This is a genomic window from Mesorhizobium sp. M2A.F.Ca.ET.039.01.1.1 (genome assembly GCF_003998035.1).
Taxonomy (GTDB): Bacteria; Pseudomonadota; Alphaproteobacteria; order Rhizobiales; family Rhizobiaceae; genus Mesorhizobium.
In genome coordinates, this window is the sequence record NZ_RZRY01000008.1 from 1 (window position 1) to 16,594 (window position 16,594).

The window sequence follows — 16,594 nt, forward strand, 5'->3', positions numbered from 1 at the left end:
TTGTTGGTGAACTCATCCATGATGGCCGCGCGCCAGCCGTTGCCGGCATAGTTGCTGGCGTAGCCTATTTTCCAAGGCGGCCCCTTCTTGGGCTTGAAGTTCACCAACGGACTCGGCCCGATCGGCAGCTGAGGGTCGACGCGTTCGTACGCCGCCTTCTGACCTTCCGGCACCGGGCCACGTTCAGCGGCGGTTGCCGGGAGCGCAAAGGCGATGCCGATCGATGCGACAAGCGCGAGCTGTAGTAATGTCTTCATTTCCGTCTCCCATTGTGAAGTATGATGTTTTGTTCACGCGCTGCCGAGCGGTGGCCTGAAGCTCATGCGAAGCACCGCCAACCATCCAGGAGCTGTGCTTCAGACTGGAGCAAATTCCGCCGGATGCGCTCCATTGATCCCGTACGTCTGCCTGTGACGGGTCATTCTTCGTTCCCCAATGCCCTCGCAAAAAGCTCCGGGAGGCGTTTCGTTACTTTCCGTTCGACAGGGTCGCCGAGACTTGGTCGAGCGCAATTTTCAGTTCATCGACGATGATATCGATTTCAGACTCGGTGATGATCAGCGGCGGCGAGAGCGTGATGCGGTCGCCAATGACTCTGACCAGCAGACCGCGCTCGCGCGCCGCGCGCATAACGAGGCCGCCGACGCATCCCGCAGGCTCGTAGAACGTCCTCGACGCCTTGTCCTTGACCAGATCGATGCCGGCGACGAGACCGATGCCGCTGATGTCGCCGACCAGAGGATGCCGACGTAGCTCCTCGAGTCGCTCGAGCATATAGGCGCCAGCAGACTTCACCCGGCTCAGGACGTCGATCTCTCGATAGATTTCCAGCACCTCAAGCGCGACCGCGGTCGAGACCGGGTGTCCCGAGTAAGTTGAGCCGTGAGCGAAGTTGCCATGCTGGCGGCTTTGCTCCAGCATCGACTCATAGACACGTGGCCCGACCAGCACCGCTGCGATCGGAAGCATGCCGGCCGACAAGCCTTTGGCGCACGCGATGAGGTCCGGCTTAAGGCCGTAGGCCTCGCTGCCCCACATGTAGCCTGTGCGTCCAAAGCCGCATATCACTTCATCGGCGATGAAGAGGATCTCATACTTCGCCAGCACAGCCTGGATTTTCTCGAAGTATCCACGCGAGGGCGGAATTGCGCCGCCGGCGCCGATGAGTGGCTCAGCAATGAAGGCCGCGATGGTCTCGGGTCCTTCGGCAAGGATCAACTGCTCGAGCGCTTGGGCCAGCCGTGCGGAATACGCCTCTTCGGTCTCCCCCGCCTCATGGAACTTGTAATAGTGATTGGTCAACGTATGGATGAACCGCTCCAGCGGCAAACTGAAGGGGAGCTGCATGTCTGGCTTGCCGGAGGCGCTGATCGCGGCAATCGTGGTGCCGTGATAGCCAAGGTCTCGGCCAATGATCTTGCGCCGCTCGGGACGTCCCCGCGCATTCCAATGATACCAAGCAAGCTTGATGGCGGTGTCATTGGCTTCCGACCCGCTGTTCTGAAAGAGAACGCGCGACATTGGCACCGGCGCTATTTTCAGGAGCTTTTCGGCGAGCTCGATGCTCTTCTCGTGAGCGTAATGCCAGTAGTTGTGATAATAGCCCAGTGTGCGGAGCTGCTCGTAAGCTGCCTTTGCCAGGCGCTCGCTGGAAAAGCCAAGCGTTGCGCACCAGAGGCCGGCCGCACATTCAAGATAGCGACGTCCGTTATTGTCAAAGACAAACACGCCCTCCCCACGCGTGATAACTTCTGGTCCCCTCTCCAGGTGAGCCGCCAGGTTAGTTTGCGGATGAATCAGCGAGAGCATGTCCCGCGACTCTATGGAATTCGGCGCGGCCTGCAGCATTGCCTTTCCCTTCTTTACCTTGTCATAGGGCCAGTGCGTAACCAGCCGGATCAAACGCCAGTTTTGCTGCCAAGCGGCTGAGTTCTGAAAAGTCGGATCGCGGCGCAGGCGAGTAAGACTTTGAGCACTTCCGCGAGAATGAACGGATAGAGCCCGCCGGCCAGCGCCTTGACGGGTCCGAACAAAACGCCAAGCCACGCCACGCCCGGCAGAAAGATCGCCAATTCCCCGATCAGCATCATGATCACGCTGTCGGCAGCCCGCTGTGAAAATCCATGGTCGGACAGCCATCCCACCAGGCAAGCGGCGATGAGGAAACCGGCGAGATAGCCCCCGGTCGGGCCTGCCATGTAAAGGAGGCCTCCTCCGTTCGCGAAGGCCGGAAAGCCGGTCGCGCCAAGCAATAGATAAGCCGCAAGCGTGCTGGAGGCGAGCCGCATACCATACGAGGCGCTGATCAGCAGAATCGCCAGGGTCTGCAACGTCATAGGAACGGGCCAGAAAGGCACCTGAACCTTGGCGGAAACAGTAACCAACGCCACGCCACCAACCAACAGGCCCACCGACCGATGCATGTCTGCATAGCGGCTTCCCGACATAGTATCTGACCTGGAAACGCTCATCGACGCAGCTCCATCCCCTTGCGTTGGTCAGATGCTGCTGAAATTGGTGAGCAATGTAAAATTCAAAATAGTGAGGAAGCACTATCTGATTTTTTTATAATGAACCTCTGGACGCACTGTTCTCAGCCCCGAGCCGTCAATCGATCACTGCGGCAGCTGTGGGCTGCTGACGATTCGCTGGATGAAGGTTGTGAACGTCTTTGCCGCCGGGCTGAGTTTGCGTTGTGTCGCCGTGACGATGGATACATCGAGCGTAGGCACATTGTTCTGCAGGTCACGTGTTTCCACCCGCTGGCCATCCAATGACCAACGGCGATAGATGATGTCAGACAGGATTGACACACCGAGACCGGAGGCAACCATCGTCCGGATCGCCTCGACTGAATCAGTCCTGTAGACGACCTTTGGCTTCACAGGTTCCTTTTCCCAATAGCGAAGGGCATTGTCCCAGGCGTCGTCCACGGTCAGAGCGATGTAGGGCTCCTGCGCTACCTCTGCGAGGGTTACGGACTCTTTGGCAAGCAATGCATGGTTTGCGGAGAGCCAGAGCCTGCGGGACGATCTGTGCAGCAACTTATAGTTCAGCCCGCCATCCTGCTGCGCATCCTGGGTCATCGTGAGCGCAAGGTCAAAGCGGCCATCCATTACCGCCTTTTCAGCAGCCTGTCTTGAAAGTTCCTCAAGAACCAGCCTGACGTCCGGGTAGACATAGTGGAAGCGCGCCAGCAGGGGAGCCAGGAAATAACCTGTAACGATTGTGGTGGTACCGAGCCTCACCTCACCCGCTACTTCCCGCTCACCATCCCGTTGAAGGTGCAGCGCCTGCTCGACCGTTGCAATGATGTCCCGTCCCCGTCGCAAAAACTGCTCGCCGTCACGCGTGAGCGTCACGCCAAGGGAAGTGCGGTTGAGAAGCGTTATCCCGATGAGATCCTCCAGCTGGCGGATCGCGGTCGTCACCGCCGACTGTGAGACGTTCAACTGGATAGCCGCCCGACTGACCTGACCGGTCTCCGCGGCGGCAATGAAATATCGGACCTGCTTCAGTGAAAAGGTCATGACAGCACCGTAGGATTATAAAAAAAACAGATGGAACATCATCATTATTAAATATTATCGCATGCCTTCCGCATTGGCTAAGGATTTCTGGAGCCGCCACAGCGTGGCCAGGAAACACCGGGCGGTTCGGCAACTCCACGGGGCGCGCAAGGGCCCGGATGCGCCGGACCGAACGTGCCAATTGCCTAACAGCGGAACGGAGAGCCGTGGATGAGCGGTGGAAAATTCGATATCAATTGCGACCTTGGAGAGGGCTTCGGAAATTGGCGGCTGGCCGATGACAACGGCATAATGCCCCTCATCAGCACCGCCAATCTGGCTTGCGGTTTCCACGCCGGCGATCCGGTCATCATGCGTAATACCGTCAATCTGGCGCGCGAGTTCAACGTCGCCGTCGGTGCGCATCCAGGGCTTCCCGATTTGCTGGGTTTCGGGCGGCGCCCGATGGCCATCAGTCCGAATGACCTCCATGCCTATCTCGTCTACCAAATCGGGGCGCTGCAGGGGTTCCTTACCGAGGCCGGAGTAGCGATGAGCCACGTAAAACCCCATGGCGCCATGTTCTACGTTCTGCGCGACCGGGCGCTCGCTGAAGCGGCCGTGGATGCCATCGCCGCCGTTGCACCCGGGCTTCCCATCATCCTGGCCGGCCCGACCGGCAAGGAAGTCTTCTCCAGCACCGCGGTCGCGCGCGGCGTTCCGGTTTGGCCGGAGGCCTATCCCGACCTCGAATATGAGGACGACGGCTCTGTCATTGTCGAGCGGCACAAGAAGCCGGTCGATGCCAACCTAGTCTACCGGCGCGTCGCCGAGATCATCACCCACAAGACACTCACGATACGCTCGGGCAAGGTTCTGCCGATGGACGTCGACAGCGTATGCGTTCACAGTGACGGGCCCAACGTGCTGGCGGTCATCAACGCCGCCCGCAAGGCGATAACGGATTGCGGACGAAGCCTCGGCAGCCTGGCAAGGATCTGAGTGGAGAAACCGAATGACTTTGACGACGGTGCCAGCGCCGATCCCGGGTGTCTTCTACCGGAGCGAGTCGCCGGACAAGCCGCCCTTCAAATCTGAAGGCGATGCCGTCACCAAAGGCGATGTGGTGGGGCTGATCGAGGTCATGAAGACATTCACGCAGATCGAAGCTGAAGAGCCGGGGCGCTTTGTCCGTTACCTCGTCGATGATGAGGAAGCGGTCGTGCCCGGCCAGCCGCTCTATGAACTGGAGACGTAGCCGGCCATGGGAATCTCGAAAATACTCGTTGCCAACCGCGGCGAAATAGCGGTTCGTATCATCCGTGCGGCGCGTGAGATGGGGATCGCGACCGCTCAGGTGGTCAGCAAGGCCGACCATGAGATGCTTGCGGCGCGGTTAGCCGACGAAAAGATCGAGGTCGGGCCTGCCCAAGCCTCCAAATCCTACCTCAAGATCGATGCGATCATCGAAGCGGCGCGCGCCGTCGGCGCCGACGCCATCCATCCCGGCTACGGGTTTCTGTCGGAGAATGCCGACTTCGTCGACGCGGTCGAGACGGCGGGGCTGACGTTCATAGGGCCGCGGGCCGATACGATCCGCGCCATGGGCGACAAGGCTGCCGCTCGGGCTTCGGCCGCAGCGGCTGGCATCCGGACCGTCCCAGGAAGCGAGGGGCGCGTTGACGCTGCGGACGCCGCCAATCTAGCAGCCAAGCTTGGCCTGCCCCTGATGATCAAGGCGGCCGCCGGAGGTGGCGGTCGGGGCATACGGGTCGCCAACACGGTCGAGGAGCTCGAACGTATGATGCCTCTGGCCAGCGCCGAAGCGCTTGCGGCCTTTGGCGATGGTGGCCTTTATGTCGAGCGCTTCATCGAACGCGCCCGTCATATCGAGGTCCAGGTTCTGGGAGACGGGAAGGACGCTGTCCATGTCTTTGAGCGCGAGTGCTCCTTGCAGCGTCGACGCCAAAAGGTGTGGGAGGAAGCCCCTGCCGCTTGCCTGTCAGAATCAGTGCGCGCCGAACTCTGCGCTTCGGCTGCGCGTCTTGCCAAGCACGTGAACTACCGCGGCGCCGGCACCTTGGAATTTCTCTATGACGAGCTGACCGGCGAGTATTTCTTCATCGAGATGAACACACGCATCCAGGTGGAGCATCCCGTCACCGAGATGGTAACAGGCATCGATCTCGTGAAGGAGATGATCCGGATCGCTGCCGGCGAGCCACTGTCCGTCCAGCAAGATGACATCGTGCTGTCCGGGCACGCCATTGAATGCCGCATCAACGCCGAGGATCCACACGCAGACTTCAGGCCAACACCCGGCAGGATCGAGGAGCTCCGGTTGCCCGAAATGTCGCATGTGCGTTTCGATACCGGGCTCTATCCCGGCTACACAGTGCCGCCTTATTACGACTCTTTGCTCGGGAAACTTATCGTCTGGGGGGAGACCCGCGCAAAAGCGCTTGAGAAACTGCGCCAGGCACTCGCTGTGCTCGAGGTTGGCGGCATCGCGACCACAGCACCGCTGCATCGCCGGCTGGCGCTCGACCCGGACGTCAGCGCGCTGCGCGTTCATACCGGCTGGCTTGAGCGATGGCTGGAAGACCGGCCATTAGAACCGGCTAAGCTGGCATCCTAGGACGATCTCGATGACGCGCTATTCATTTGGCGGGGACGAGCATCTGGTCGTCGAGGTGGACGAAGCGATGTCGCTGCGCGCCTTCTTTGCGGCCCTGTCGATCTGCAATGCGATCCGCGACAGTCAAATCCGAGGTGTCACGGAAATCTGCCCTTCCAATGCCTCGTTTCAACTTCGCTTTGATCCGGATCTCATCGCGGCTGAAGACCTTCTGGCTGAGGTCAAGCAAATCGAGGCATCGCTGTCAAATCGGGAACAGGCGTTAGGGACACGCGTTCTCGAAATTCCCGTATTTTACGATGACCCCTGGACACGCGAGGTCATGGCGAGATTCGGCGACCGTCGCCAGAACCCTCAACTGACCGATCTCGAATATGCAGCACGAACAAACGGCCTGCCCGGGCCGCTCGACTACGTCGCCAGACATTCAGGTTCGCCCTGGATGGTCACGATGGTTGGCTTCGGTGCCGGCAGCCCGTTCATGTTCCAGATGGTGGAACAAGACCAGCAACTCCAAGTCCCGAAATATGTGCGCCCGCGCACGGACACGCCGAAACAATGCGTGTCCCAAGGCGGCTGCTTTACCGGGATTTATCCGGTGCGTGGTGCCGGCGGCTACCAGATGCTCGGCGTCACACCGCTGCCAATCTACGATCCGACGCAGACGACGAGCTATCTGCGGGAGTTCATGATCCTGTTTCGCCCCGGCGACATCGTGCGGATGCTCCCGATTGGCCGCAACGAGTATGACGAGCTCGCAGAGCAAGTGAAGAGCGGAGATTTTCAGCTGCGCCAGACGCCAGCCTCATTCTCGCTCGACGACTTCGAGCGAGACATTAAGGCGTTTAACCAGCAAATGCTGGAGGCAATCGATGGACATTGAGGTCGTCAAGCCTGGCCTTCTCACCACCATCCAGGACCTCGGCCGTCCCGGCTATTATCATCTCGGCATCCCGACCTCTGGCGCCATGGACCGCCACGCCTTACGGGCGGCCAATCTTCTGGTCGGCAATGATGAAGGCGACGCAGCGTTGGAGGCTGTCTTCACGGGGCCGGAGCTGACCTTCACCGACCACCGGATCATCGCGGTTACGGGGGCCGAATTGCCTCCAAAAGTCGACGGAGAATCCCGGCCCACATGGGCGGCATTTGAGGTCGAACCGGGTCAGACCTTGTCTTTCGGGTTTCTCAAGCGAGGTGCTAGGGCCTACATTGCCATTTCGGGTGGACTTGAAGTGCCGCCGCTGCTCGGCAGCCGATCGACCTATGTGCATGGACAGTTCGGCGGCATGGACGGGCGGCCTCTCAAAGGTGGCGACCGCTTGCCCGTCGGGGCGCGCAAGCGACAGCCGGGGAGCCGGTCGCCAGTGTCAGATGAACTGCGGCGGACCATGCCTGCGGATATGGTGCTCCGCGTGCTTCCCGGACTCTATAACCATCGCCTCACGCCCGCTGCCGAACAGCATTTCTATGATGACACATGGGCGGTGGCGCCTGACGCTGATCGCGTCGGCTACCGGTTTCGGGGCGGATCGCCTTTGGAGTTCAAGGCGCGAGAACAGCCATTCGGTGCTGGCGCCGATCCGTCCAACATTGTCGATGCCTGCTATCCCTACGGGTCAATCCAGGTTCCAGCCGGCACCGAACCGATCGTGTTGCATCGTGATGCCGTGTCAGGCGGCGGCTATTTCACGCTCGGCACCGTCATCGCGGCTGACATGGACCTGATTGGCCAGCTGCAACCCCATCAGAAAATACGCTTTGCACCGGTCGACATGCCCACCGCCCTCGCGGCTCGGCGGCAGGAGGCAGACCGCCTCGATCGGCTGCGACAAGGATATGGCTAAGGCCTATCGCCTGATCTGACCTGAATATCAACGCTTGATGTGGCGTCCGTTCGGACGCCCGAAGGAGGACCTATGGGCGTCGAACCTACGATTGAGAGCTACGGCATGCGCATCGGGGGCGCGGATGTGCTGCATGACAAATACCTTGACACCGTCAATCCCTACACGGGCCAGACGTGGGCCCGTGTGCCGGATGGCGACGCATCACATGTCGACGCCGCCGTGAAGGCGGCCCGCGACGCCTTCGAGACCGAACCCTGGAGCATGATGACCGCGACCCAGCGCGGTCATCTCCTGCGCAAGCTTGGCGACATCGTAGCCCGGGATGCGGAGGCGTTCGCGCGTATGGAAACCGCTGACAATGGCAAGCTCTATCGCGAGATGCTTGGGCAATGGCGTTACCTGCCGGAATATTTCTATTATTTCGCGGGCATGGCGGACAAGCTTGCCGGAAGCGTGCTCGCCTCGGATCGCCAGAACTTCCACCTCTACACACGTCAGGAGCCGGTAGGCGTTGTCGGCGCCATCACAGCGTGGAACTCGCCCGGAATGCTGCTCATCATGAAACTCGCAGCCGGGCTCGCAGCTGGCTGCACCTTTGTCGTCAAGCCATCGGAATACACGCCGATCTCGACTATTGAACTTGCCAAGCGTGCCGACGAAGCAGGCTTCCCGCCGGGCGTGTTCAACGTCGTCACCGGTGGTGGAGTGGTAGGCGCAGCACTGGTCAATCACCCGGGCATAGACAAGATCGCATTCACCGGCGGCACAGAGACCGGCAAGCGCATCGCCGCCAGCGCCGCAGCCAATCTGACGCGGGTCTCTCTTGAGCTCGGCGGCAAATCTCCGAATATTGTCTTTGAGGATGCGGATCTCGATGTCGCGGTAAATGGTGCGATTGCCGGCATATTCGGCGCCAGTGGCCAATCGTGCTCCGCCGGCTCTCGCCTGCTGCTCCAAGACAGCATCCATGACCGCTTTCTAGAGAAGCTGATCCAACAGACCCGGACAATTCGTCTGGGCGATCCTATGGACGCTGAAACCCAGATGGGGCCGATCGCGAATGAGCCGCAGTATCGGAAGGTTCTGTCTTCAATCGAGATGGCAAAGCATGAGGGCGCGCGTCTGGTCGAGGGCGGCGAGGCCGTCACCGATATCGGCTCATATTTCGTCAAGCCAACCATATTCACCGATGTCACCAACGATATGCGTATCGCGCAGGAGGAGGTTTTTGGACCGATCCTCAGCGTCATCCGCTTCAAGACGGAGGAGGAGGCGGTCGCGATCGCCAACGACACGCGTTTTGGTTTGGCAGCCGCGGTATGGACCAAGAATGTGCATCGCGCTCATCGCGTGTCGGCCAAGTTGCGCGCCGGCACAGTGTGGATAAACGCCTACCGCGTCGTCAGCTACATGGCCCCCTTTGGCGGGTTTGGCGAAAGCGGGCTGGGACGTGAAAACGGCCCCGACGCTATGCGGGAGTTCACGGAAACCAAGACGGTGTTTGTGGAGCTCAGCGGCCAGCCGAGAGATCCTTTCAAACTCGGGTGAGGTTCATCCGGGTCCTCAAATCTTCAACTTTGACGGCCTTTGGGAGGCTGGGAGCGGAGCGGTGAAATGAGTGACTACGTGTATCTGGCGCAGCTATCCGTGCCTGAAGAGTTTGACCGGCGGTTCAATGATTTCTACGACAATCGCTACCTGCCCCAGCTCCTGAAACTGCCCGGGGTCAGAGCGGTGAGCCGCTATCGCCTGGAGTGGACCGACGGCGAGAAGGCGCCAGAGTATCTGGCCATCTATGAAGTCGATTCGCCGGACGTCCCCAAATCGCCAGCCTGGCTCGAGGCCTCGGTCAGATCGGGTTGGGCGGAGACGATCCGCCCCCACCTCTCGGTCCGCCGCCACGCCATGTTCCGCCGACTACGCTAAGACCACCAACGACCTTGCAGGCAGGAGACGTTACCATGAAAGCAGTTTGGGTATCTGAATTTGCGCCGTTCGAGCAGGTCCGCGTCGCAGACGTTCCCGATCCCGTTGCAGGACCAGGCGAGGTCGTCATTGAGGTGCAAGCCGCCGAAGCGAATTTTCCCGACATTCTGGCCATTGAAGGGAGATACCAGATCAAGCCGCCCCTGCCATTCTCTCCCGGGAAATGCGCCGCTGGTGTCGTCTCTTCCATCGGGGTGGGCGTGGCATCGCTGAGCGTCGGCCAAAAGGTCGCGGCACAGACCGAATACGGCGCCTACGCTCAGAGATTGCGGGTCCGTGAGGAAAGCTGCTTCGTGTTGCCCGAAGGCATGCCCTTCGCCAAGGCCGCTTCTCTCGGCCTGGTCTACCAAACGGCCTGGTTTGCCTTGCAGGACCGGGCTTCATTCAAGCCAGGCGAGAGCGTGCTTGTTTTGGGAGGATCGGGCGGCATCGGCGTTGCCAGCATTCAGCTGGCCAAGGCGCTTGGGGCATCGATCGTCATCGCTGGGATTATCGGGCCAGGCAACGATGCGATTGCGCGACAAGCCGGGGCTGACGCGGTTATCGACCTCAGTGCATCCAACCTACAGGACGCATTGCGCGATCAGGTCAAGGAGCTGACGGACGGAAATGGCGTCGACATCGTCATTGATCCCGTGGGCGGAGACTCGAATGCCGCAGCCTTGCGGGCGCTGGCCTGGTGCGGGCGCATGGTCATTATTGGCTTCGCCAGCGGCATGATACCGACGGTCAAAGCCAACTATCTCCTCGTAAAGAACATCGCCGTCACCGGCTTGCAATGGTCCGATTATCGCGAGCGGACCCCGGAGCGGGTGAAAGAAGCGCAGGAACAGATTTTCTCGCTATTCATGGCAGGCAAGATTGATCCGATCATCAGTCGAGAGTTCGCACTGGAGGAATTCGCAGAAGGGCTAAGGCTGCTGCGCGACGGCAAGGCGCAGGGCAAGATCGTCCTCAAGATTGGATCAGAATGACGTGCAAGCGCAGGTCACCAAGGAATTTCACCCTGGTCTCGCTACATCCAGGCGTTACCCGTCAGCAGGTGCGAAGCACTTAACGATACGCCGGCGCCGACGGGAACCGCCAGAGGGAAAGCTGCATAAATGACTGAAGCCTTCATCTGCGACTACTTCCGCACGCCGATCGGCCGCTTCGCCGGCGCGCTGTCCTTGGTGCGCGCCGACGATCTCGCTGCCATTCCGCTGAAGGCTCTCATCGAACGCAACGCCGGCGTCGACTGGGCTGCGGTCGACGACGTCGTCTATGGCTGCGCCAACCAGGCCGGCGAGGACAACCGCAACGTGGCGCGCATGGCGCTGCTGCTTGCCGGCCTGCCCCAGGAGATCCCGGGCTCGACCGTCAACCGTCTGTGCGGCTCCGGCATGGACGCCGTCACCATCGCCGCGCGCGCCATCAAGGCGGGCGAAGCCGAACTGATGATTGCCGGCGGCGCGGAATCGATGAGCCGCGCGCCCTTCGTCATGCCCAAGGCAGACACGGCCTTCTCGCGCAATGCGGAGATCTACGACACCACGATCGGCTGGCGCTTCATTAACCCGCTGATAAAGAAACAGTACGGTGTCGATTCCATGCCCGAGACCGGCGAGAACGTCGCCGAGGATTTTTCCGTTTCGCGCGCCGCCCAGGACGCTTTCGCCGTGCGCAGCCAGGACAAGGCGGTAGCCGCACAGACCAATGGCCGGCTGGCGAAGGAGATCACGCCGGTGACCATCCCGCAGAGGAAAGGCGACGCGGTCGTCGTTTCGAAGGACGAACATCCCCGCGCCGGCACGACCGTCGAGGCGCTGGCCAAATTGCCGACGCCGTTCCGCCAGGGCGGCACGGTGACCGCCGGCAATGCTTCTGGCGTCAATGACGGCGCAGCCGCCCTCGTCATCGCTTCGGAAGCGGCGGCGAAGAAACACAATCTGACGCCGATCGCCCGCATTCTTGCCGGTGCCGTCGCAGGCGTCGCGCCGCGCATCATGGGCATCGGCCCGGCGCCGGCGACGAAGAAGCTGTGCGCCCGTCTCGGCCTGACACCGGACCGGTTCGATGTCGTCGAATTGAACGAAGCCTTCGCCTCGCAAGGCATCGCCGTGCTGCGCCAGCTCGGCATCGCCGAGGATGCCGCCCACGTCAATCCGAACGGCGGTGCGATCGCGCTTGGCCATCCGCTCGGCATGTCGGGCGTCCGCATCACCGGCACGGCGGCGCTGGAGCTTCGCGAGCGTGGCGGCCGCTACGCGCTTGCCACCATGTGCATCGGCGTCGGCCAGGGCATCGCCATCGCGCTGGAGCGGGTTTGATTCTGCCCTCGGGCGGGTGATGCCGCGCAGGACCATGTCCACAAAAGCATGACCCGCACTCAACACGAGGTGCGAGTGACCATCGTCTTCTCCAACGGTGCCTCGGACTTCCTTCGCAAGGCCGGAACAACCGCTCCCAGCGGAATGATCTCGTCCGCAGGGCGGCCGAAAAAAACAGTCGGCCCGCGGCCATAGATCGCCATCTAGGAGTGCGGCGAACTGGCAGCTAAAGTGTCGCGCAGGCGGTTGCGCAACCAGAGACCGCCGGCTGCAGAATAACCGCCGTCAATAGCGATTTCGGCTCCGGTGATGTAACTGGCCTCATCGCTAGCGAGGAAGAGCACAAGTTGGGCGCATTCCAACGGCGTGCCCTGGCGCTGCATCGGGACGCTTAGCCGGCCAGATTCAGCGTGCCCCGGTGATCCTTCGCGGTAGAAGCTCGTATCGACAATCTGGCCAGGATGAATGGAGTTGACGCGAATGTTCCATTCGACGAACTCCACCGACGCCGACTTGGTCAGACCGCGGAGGCCCCATTTGCTTGCCGTGTAGGCGGCGTCATAATGAGCGCCAAGCCCGGCCGTCGAGGACACGTTAATGATGGCGCCTCCGCCGGCGTCGCGCATGGCCGGCGCGCAATGCTTCATGCCCAGCATCGCGCCCGTCAGGTTCACATCGATCGTCCTGTTCCAATTGGCGAGCTCGGTGTTTGCAATCCCTTGCCGGCTGATGGTGCCGGCGTTGTTGACCAGGACATGCAGGGCGCCAAATGTCTGCCGTGCTCTCTCGACCGCCGAGACCCAATCAGCCTCGATAGTCACATCCTGCTTGCACCATATCGCCCCCGCTCCAGCCTTCTCGACCTTGGCCGCAATGCCAGCGACCCTGCTCGCATCGACGTCACTCAGAACAAGCGACGCTCCTTCCCGAGCAAACAATTCGGCTTCGGCAGTCCCCTGCCCGCCGCCGGCGCCGGTGATGAAAACAACTTTGCCATTCATCCGCGTCATCTGCTCCACCTCACAATCTTAGGAAAAATGCAGTCGTCATGCCGACAAGAGCTCGTCGGCCAGGCAGGCTCGCCTCAGGCCAAGCGACGGCCGGTATCGAGTGTCGCCTGTGCACTCAAGAACAGCCTCGAGGACCTGAAGCACCGTGTTCAGGCCAATGCGCTGCCCCCAGGCGATCGGGCCAATCGGATAGTTGACACCAAGGCGCATGGCCATGTCGATCGCATCGGGCGTCGCGACCTTGTGCATTGCTGCCTCATAGGCCTCGTTCACAAGCATCGCGACAACGCGCATCACAACAAGGCCAGGGTGATCACTCAGGCAGGAGACCGCTAGCCCGTCTTCCTGGATCGCATTAATCACGCGTTGCAGCAGCGCGGCTGGTAGATCCGGCGAGGCGGCGATACCGATCCTCTTGCTGCTAACGGCATCAAGGGCGAGGTCGTGCAGGATGACCGGCTCGCGAAGGGTTCGCGCGACCTCGGCTGCCATACGCCCATCCGTGCGCTGGAAGCGTACACCTTCGATGCGCTCCGCGAGCCGGCAGCCGGCCGCAGTTACCGCGGCAGAATCTGCATCGGAGCGATCGATACCAGACTGAATACTGTCGGAATAAGTATAAAAGCCGCGCCCGGTCTTGCGACCGAGCCAGCCGGCTTCGACCAGCTCCTTTTGTAGCAGGGAAGGCCGATAACGCGGATCCCCGTAGTAAGCCTCGAAAACAGCACAGGTGACGGCATAGTTGACGTCCTGCCCGATGAGATCCATCAAGGCGAAGGGTCCCATCCGGAAGCCGCCGCTCTCCACCATCAGAGCGTCAATCGTCGAGACGTCGGCCACACCCTCCTCGAGGATGCGCAGGGCCTCGCCATAGAAAGGCCGGGCGATGCGGTTGACGATGAAGCCCGGGGTCGACCGGCAAAGGACCGCCGCTTTACCCCATGCCTGGGCGGTATCGAATATGGTGGTGGCGACCTCGGGCAATGTTGCCGGCCCCTTGACGACCTCCACAAGTTTCATCACCGGTGCAGGATTGAAGAAATGCATTCCGGCAAAGCGTTGCGGGCTTGCGAGGCCGGCCGCAATGGCGGGGATCGACAGGGACGACGTATTGGTGGCGAGGATGGAACTGGCCTCCAGCTTGTCCTCAACCGCAGCAAACAGTGAGCGCTTTGCCGCAAGGTCCTCATTGATTGCTTCAACGCACAATCTGGCGCCGGCCAGCCCGTCTAAACTCTCAGCCGGCCTGATCCGACAAAGAATGCTTCGGCGCTCATCGTCGCCAAGTCGCCGCTTTGACACGAGACCAGCAAGGCTGTCTTCTATGCGCCTGAGGCCGCGTGCCGCAGCGCCTTGGATTGCATCGTAGATGACAACCGGATGTCCCGCTGTCGCCGCCACCTGAGCTATACCTGATCCCATTGCGCCCGCACCGACCACGGCGACAAGTGAATCTTGTGACAGAGCGCTCATTTTTCTGGTTGTCCTGTTGTTGTTTTTCCGCAGATAAGTCCGGTTTACAGAACCGCCTTATCGCCCGATCCGCTTGGTTCCGTCGTGAACCCACCGAGGATTGGGGCTGCCAGGGGCTGACCTGCATCGCCACGGAACCCGGCGTCGATCGGCACAGGCAGGGCCTTCAGCGTCTGGCCGGCTTCGTTCGTCACCAGATGGCTGAAAACCCCGCGGGCGACAAAGTGAGGATCGGCGAGCGCCTCCTCGAGGGTCGCGACAATCGAGCAACAACAGTCGCAACCGGCAAAACTGTCTCGCCAGTGCTGCGAGGGACGCGATGAAATGATGGTCGTGACCTGGCGGACAGTCGCGGATGGATCGATCGTGTCGTCGCGATAATGCTGCTGCAAACCGATCAGGTCACAAAAAAGATCCCAGAATTTCTGTTCGATCGGCGCCGCTGCGACGAATCGGCCATCCTGTGTGGGATAGAGGCGGTAGCGGGGGGTGCCGCCCGTTACGAGATCGGTGCCGTTGCCGGGCCATTTCCGCGTGACCAGGCCACTGCCCATCGCCCAGTACATGAAAGTGAACAGATTGTCGGTCATCGCAATATCGAGATGACGACCCTTGCCGATCGCGCGACGCTCCTCCAGAGCCAGGAGAATATTCATCACCGCTGGGTAGGCGCCACCCGCAATGTCGGCCACCAGCGCCGGCGGAATGACCGGCACCTGTGGTGTTCCCATCGAGAGCGACAGCAGGCCGGTGTCGCCAATATAGTTCAGATCATGCCCGGCCACGTCGCGCTTGGGGCCGCTTTGTCCGTAACCCGTTATCGAGCAATAGATAAGCTTCGGATTGATCTTCGAGACTGTCGTGTAATCAAGTCCCAACCGCTGCATGACACCGGGTCGGAATTGCTCCAGGACAATGTCGGCGCTCTCCAGCAACGGCGCCAACACGGCGCGGTCACTGTCCAGCTTCAGATCCAGAGCAAGACTTTTCTTGCCTCGGTTCAGCATAGCGAAATTGACACTGTCATGTCCCCATCGCGGCTCGTAGCCACGCATATCTTCGCCTGTCCCCGGGCGTTCAATCTTGACGACGTCGGCGCCGGCCTCAGCCAGCAACAGCGAAGCCAGCGGACCAGGCAGCAGCGTCGAGAAGTCAAGTACACGCAGTCCCTGCAGTGGTCTCAATCGCCTCCCTCCCTGCGCTGGGCAGCGACAACGGCACGGCGAGCTGGCGCGAAAGCCGGGGTGCCATAGCTTTCGAACAGGGCCTTGCAGACGTCATGATGATAGGCAAGACCGCCGCGCACCGTGCGTTCAATCGGTCCGTCGGGATAACCGAGGCCAAGGCGACAGGTCAGATCGATGTCCTTCTGGCTGGCAAGGCCTTCATCGAGCAGCCGCAGCGCCGCGTTGTATTTTGGCCGGACCAACCGATCGATGATGCGGCCTGCCTGATCGCTGCAAATCGTGACGGTGAACCCGGCCGATTCCAACAGGGCGCGCGCGCAAGCCACGGCTTGGGGGGAAGTCTTGGGCTGAGTGACGAGCTCGATCAGGGAGGAAGGCACGTCCGCCCCATTCCGATAGCGCGCGAAGCCGAGGATGTTGGAGCCCTCTTCTCCTGCCGCTTCGCCTGTATGGAAGCCGAGGCTTTCAAGGCCGAGCTCGACAAGGATAGCAGACTTCGAGCTATCGCTTTGCAGCCGGGTCCCCGACAGGTAGATCACCATCTCTGCATCCGGGTCGGCAACCGCGGCCACCAGGAAGGGATCGCCGTCGAGGAACGATGGGCTGTTGCCTTTCTTTACCAGTGTGTAGCG

16 protein-coding genes and 1 pseudogene are annotated in these 16,594 nt (G+C 61.0%); 9 read left to right on the forward strand and 8 right to left on the reverse strand.

The window, feature by feature from the left end; all coding sequences use genetic code 11:
• The 4 genes and pseudogenes from EOA24_RS01885 to EOA24_RS01900 form a co-directional block, all read right to left on the reverse strand.
• A pseudogene (locus EOA24_RS01885) lies at positions 1-257 on the reverse strand (sugar ABC transporter substrate-binding protein); the annotation flags it as partial.
• A gap of 211 nt (positions 258-468) precedes the next feature.
• A complete protein-coding gene (locus EOA24_RS01890; RefSeq protein WP_348633062.1) occupies positions 469-1,848 on the reverse strand; it encodes an aminotransferase in 1,380 nt (459 codons plus the stop codon).
• Positions 1,849-1,898: 50 nt separating this feature from the next.
• Positions 1,899-2,471: a biotin transporter BioY gene (locus EOA24_RS01895; protein ID WP_210213571.1), complete on the reverse strand. Its 573-nt coding sequence runs from the start codon at positions 2,469-2,471 to the stop codon at positions 1,899-1,901.
• A gap of 144 nt (positions 2,472-2,615) precedes the next feature.
• Positions 2,616-3,530, reverse strand: coding sequence for a LysR family transcriptional regulator (locus EOA24_RS01900; protein WP_127409495.1), 915 nt, complete (start codon positions 3,528-3,530; stop codon positions 2,616-2,618).
• Between the two features lie 210 nt (positions 3,531-3,740).
• Here EOA24_RS01900 and EOA24_RS01905 point away from each other — a divergent pair, with 210 nt between their 5' ends.
• From EOA24_RS01905 to pcaF, 9 genes are all read left to right on the forward strand, one after another.
• A complete protein-coding gene (locus EOA24_RS01905) occupies positions 3,741-4,511 on the forward strand; it encodes a 5-oxoprolinase subunit PxpA (protein ID WP_127409496.1) in 771 nt (256 codons plus the stop codon).
• A 13-nt stretch (positions 4,512-4,524) separates the two neighbouring features.
• Positions 4,525-4,767 carry an acetyl-CoA carboxylase gene (locus tag EOA24_RS01910; RefSeq protein WP_126087334.1) on the forward strand — a complete coding sequence of 81 codons (243 nt, stop codon included), beginning with the start codon at positions 4,525-4,527 and terminating at the stop codon, positions 4,765-4,767.
• A 6-nt stretch (positions 4,768-4,773) separates the two neighbouring features.
• Positions 4,774-6,147 (forward strand): acetyl-CoA carboxylase biotin carboxylase subunit, encoded by a 1,374-nt coding sequence (locus tag EOA24_RS01915; protein ID WP_127409497.1) that lies wholly within the window; start codon positions 4,774-4,776, stop codon positions 6,145-6,147.
• 10 nt (positions 6,148-6,157) lie between these two features.
• Positions 6,158-7,030: a carboxyltransferase domain-containing protein gene (locus EOA24_RS01920; RefSeq protein ID WP_127409498.1), complete on the forward strand. Its 873-nt coding sequence runs from the start codon at positions 6,158-6,160 to the stop codon at positions 7,028-7,030.
• The gene (locus EOA24_RS01925) at positions 7,020-7,994 is read left to right on the forward strand and encodes a biotin-dependent carboxyltransferase family protein (RefSeq protein WP_127409499.1); all 975 of its coding nucleotides are present in this window, start codon (positions 7,020-7,022) and stop codon (positions 7,992-7,994) included. The genes EOA24_RS01920 and EOA24_RS01925 overlap by 11 nt, the downstream gene beginning before the upstream one ends.
• 72 nt (positions 7,995-8,066) lie before the next feature.
• Positions 8,067-9,545 carry an aldehyde dehydrogenase gene (locus tag EOA24_RS01930; RefSeq protein WP_127409500.1) on the forward strand — a complete coding sequence of 493 codons (1,479 nt, stop codon included), beginning with the start codon at positions 8,067-8,069 and terminating at the stop codon, positions 9,543-9,545.
• 66 nt (positions 9,546-9,611) lie between these two features.
• Complete coding sequence (locus tag EOA24_RS01935) at positions 9,612-9,923, forward strand: DUF4286 family protein (RefSeq protein WP_127409501.1); 312 nt, start codon at positions 9,612-9,614, stop codon at positions 9,921-9,923.
• Positions 9,924-9,958: 35 nt separating this feature from the next.
• Entirely contained in the window at positions 9,959-10,957 is a 999-nt protein-coding gene (locus EOA24_RS01940; protein ID WP_127409502.1) for an NADPH:quinone oxidoreductase family protein, read from the forward strand.
• 129 nt (positions 10,958-11,086) lie between these two features.
• Positions 11,087-12,292, forward strand: coding sequence for a 3-oxoadipyl-CoA thiolase (pcaF, locus tag EOA24_RS01945; RefSeq protein ID WP_127409503.1), 1,206 nt, complete (start codon positions 11,087-11,089; stop codon positions 12,290-12,292).
• A 203-nt stretch (positions 12,293-12,495) separates the two neighbouring features.
• Here pcaF and EOA24_RS01950 read toward each other — a convergent pair whose 3' ends face one another.
• Genes EOA24_RS01950 through EOA24_RS01965 form a run of 4 tightly spaced genes read right to left on the reverse strand, consistent with a single transcriptional unit; the run spans position 12,496 to position 16,534 of the window.
• A complete protein-coding gene (locus EOA24_RS01950; RefSeq protein ID WP_127409504.1) occupies positions 12,496-13,302 on the reverse strand; it encodes an SDR family oxidoreductase in 807 nt (268 codons plus the stop codon).
• Positions 13,303-13,338: 36 nt separating this feature from the next.
• Positions 13,339-14,775: a 3-hydroxyacyl-CoA dehydrogenase NAD-binding domain-containing protein gene (locus EOA24_RS01955; protein ID WP_127409505.1), complete on the reverse strand. Its 1,437-nt coding sequence runs from the start codon at positions 14,773-14,775 to the stop codon at positions 13,339-13,341.
• A 44-nt stretch (positions 14,776-14,819) separates the two neighbouring features.
• Positions 14,820-15,959, reverse strand: a complete 1,140-nt coding sequence (locus tag EOA24_RS01960) for a CaiB/BaiF CoA-transferase family protein (protein ID WP_127409506.1) — start codon at positions 15,957-15,959, stop codon at positions 14,820-14,822.
• Entirely contained in the window at positions 15,956-16,534 is a 579-nt protein-coding gene (locus EOA24_RS01965) for a 3-hydroxyacyl-CoA dehydrogenase family protein (protein WP_245501739.1), read from the reverse strand. Before EOA24_RS01965 ends, EOA24_RS01960 begins: the two co-directional genes overlap by 4 nt.
• Between the last annotated feature and the right edge of the window lie 60 nt (positions 16,535-16,594).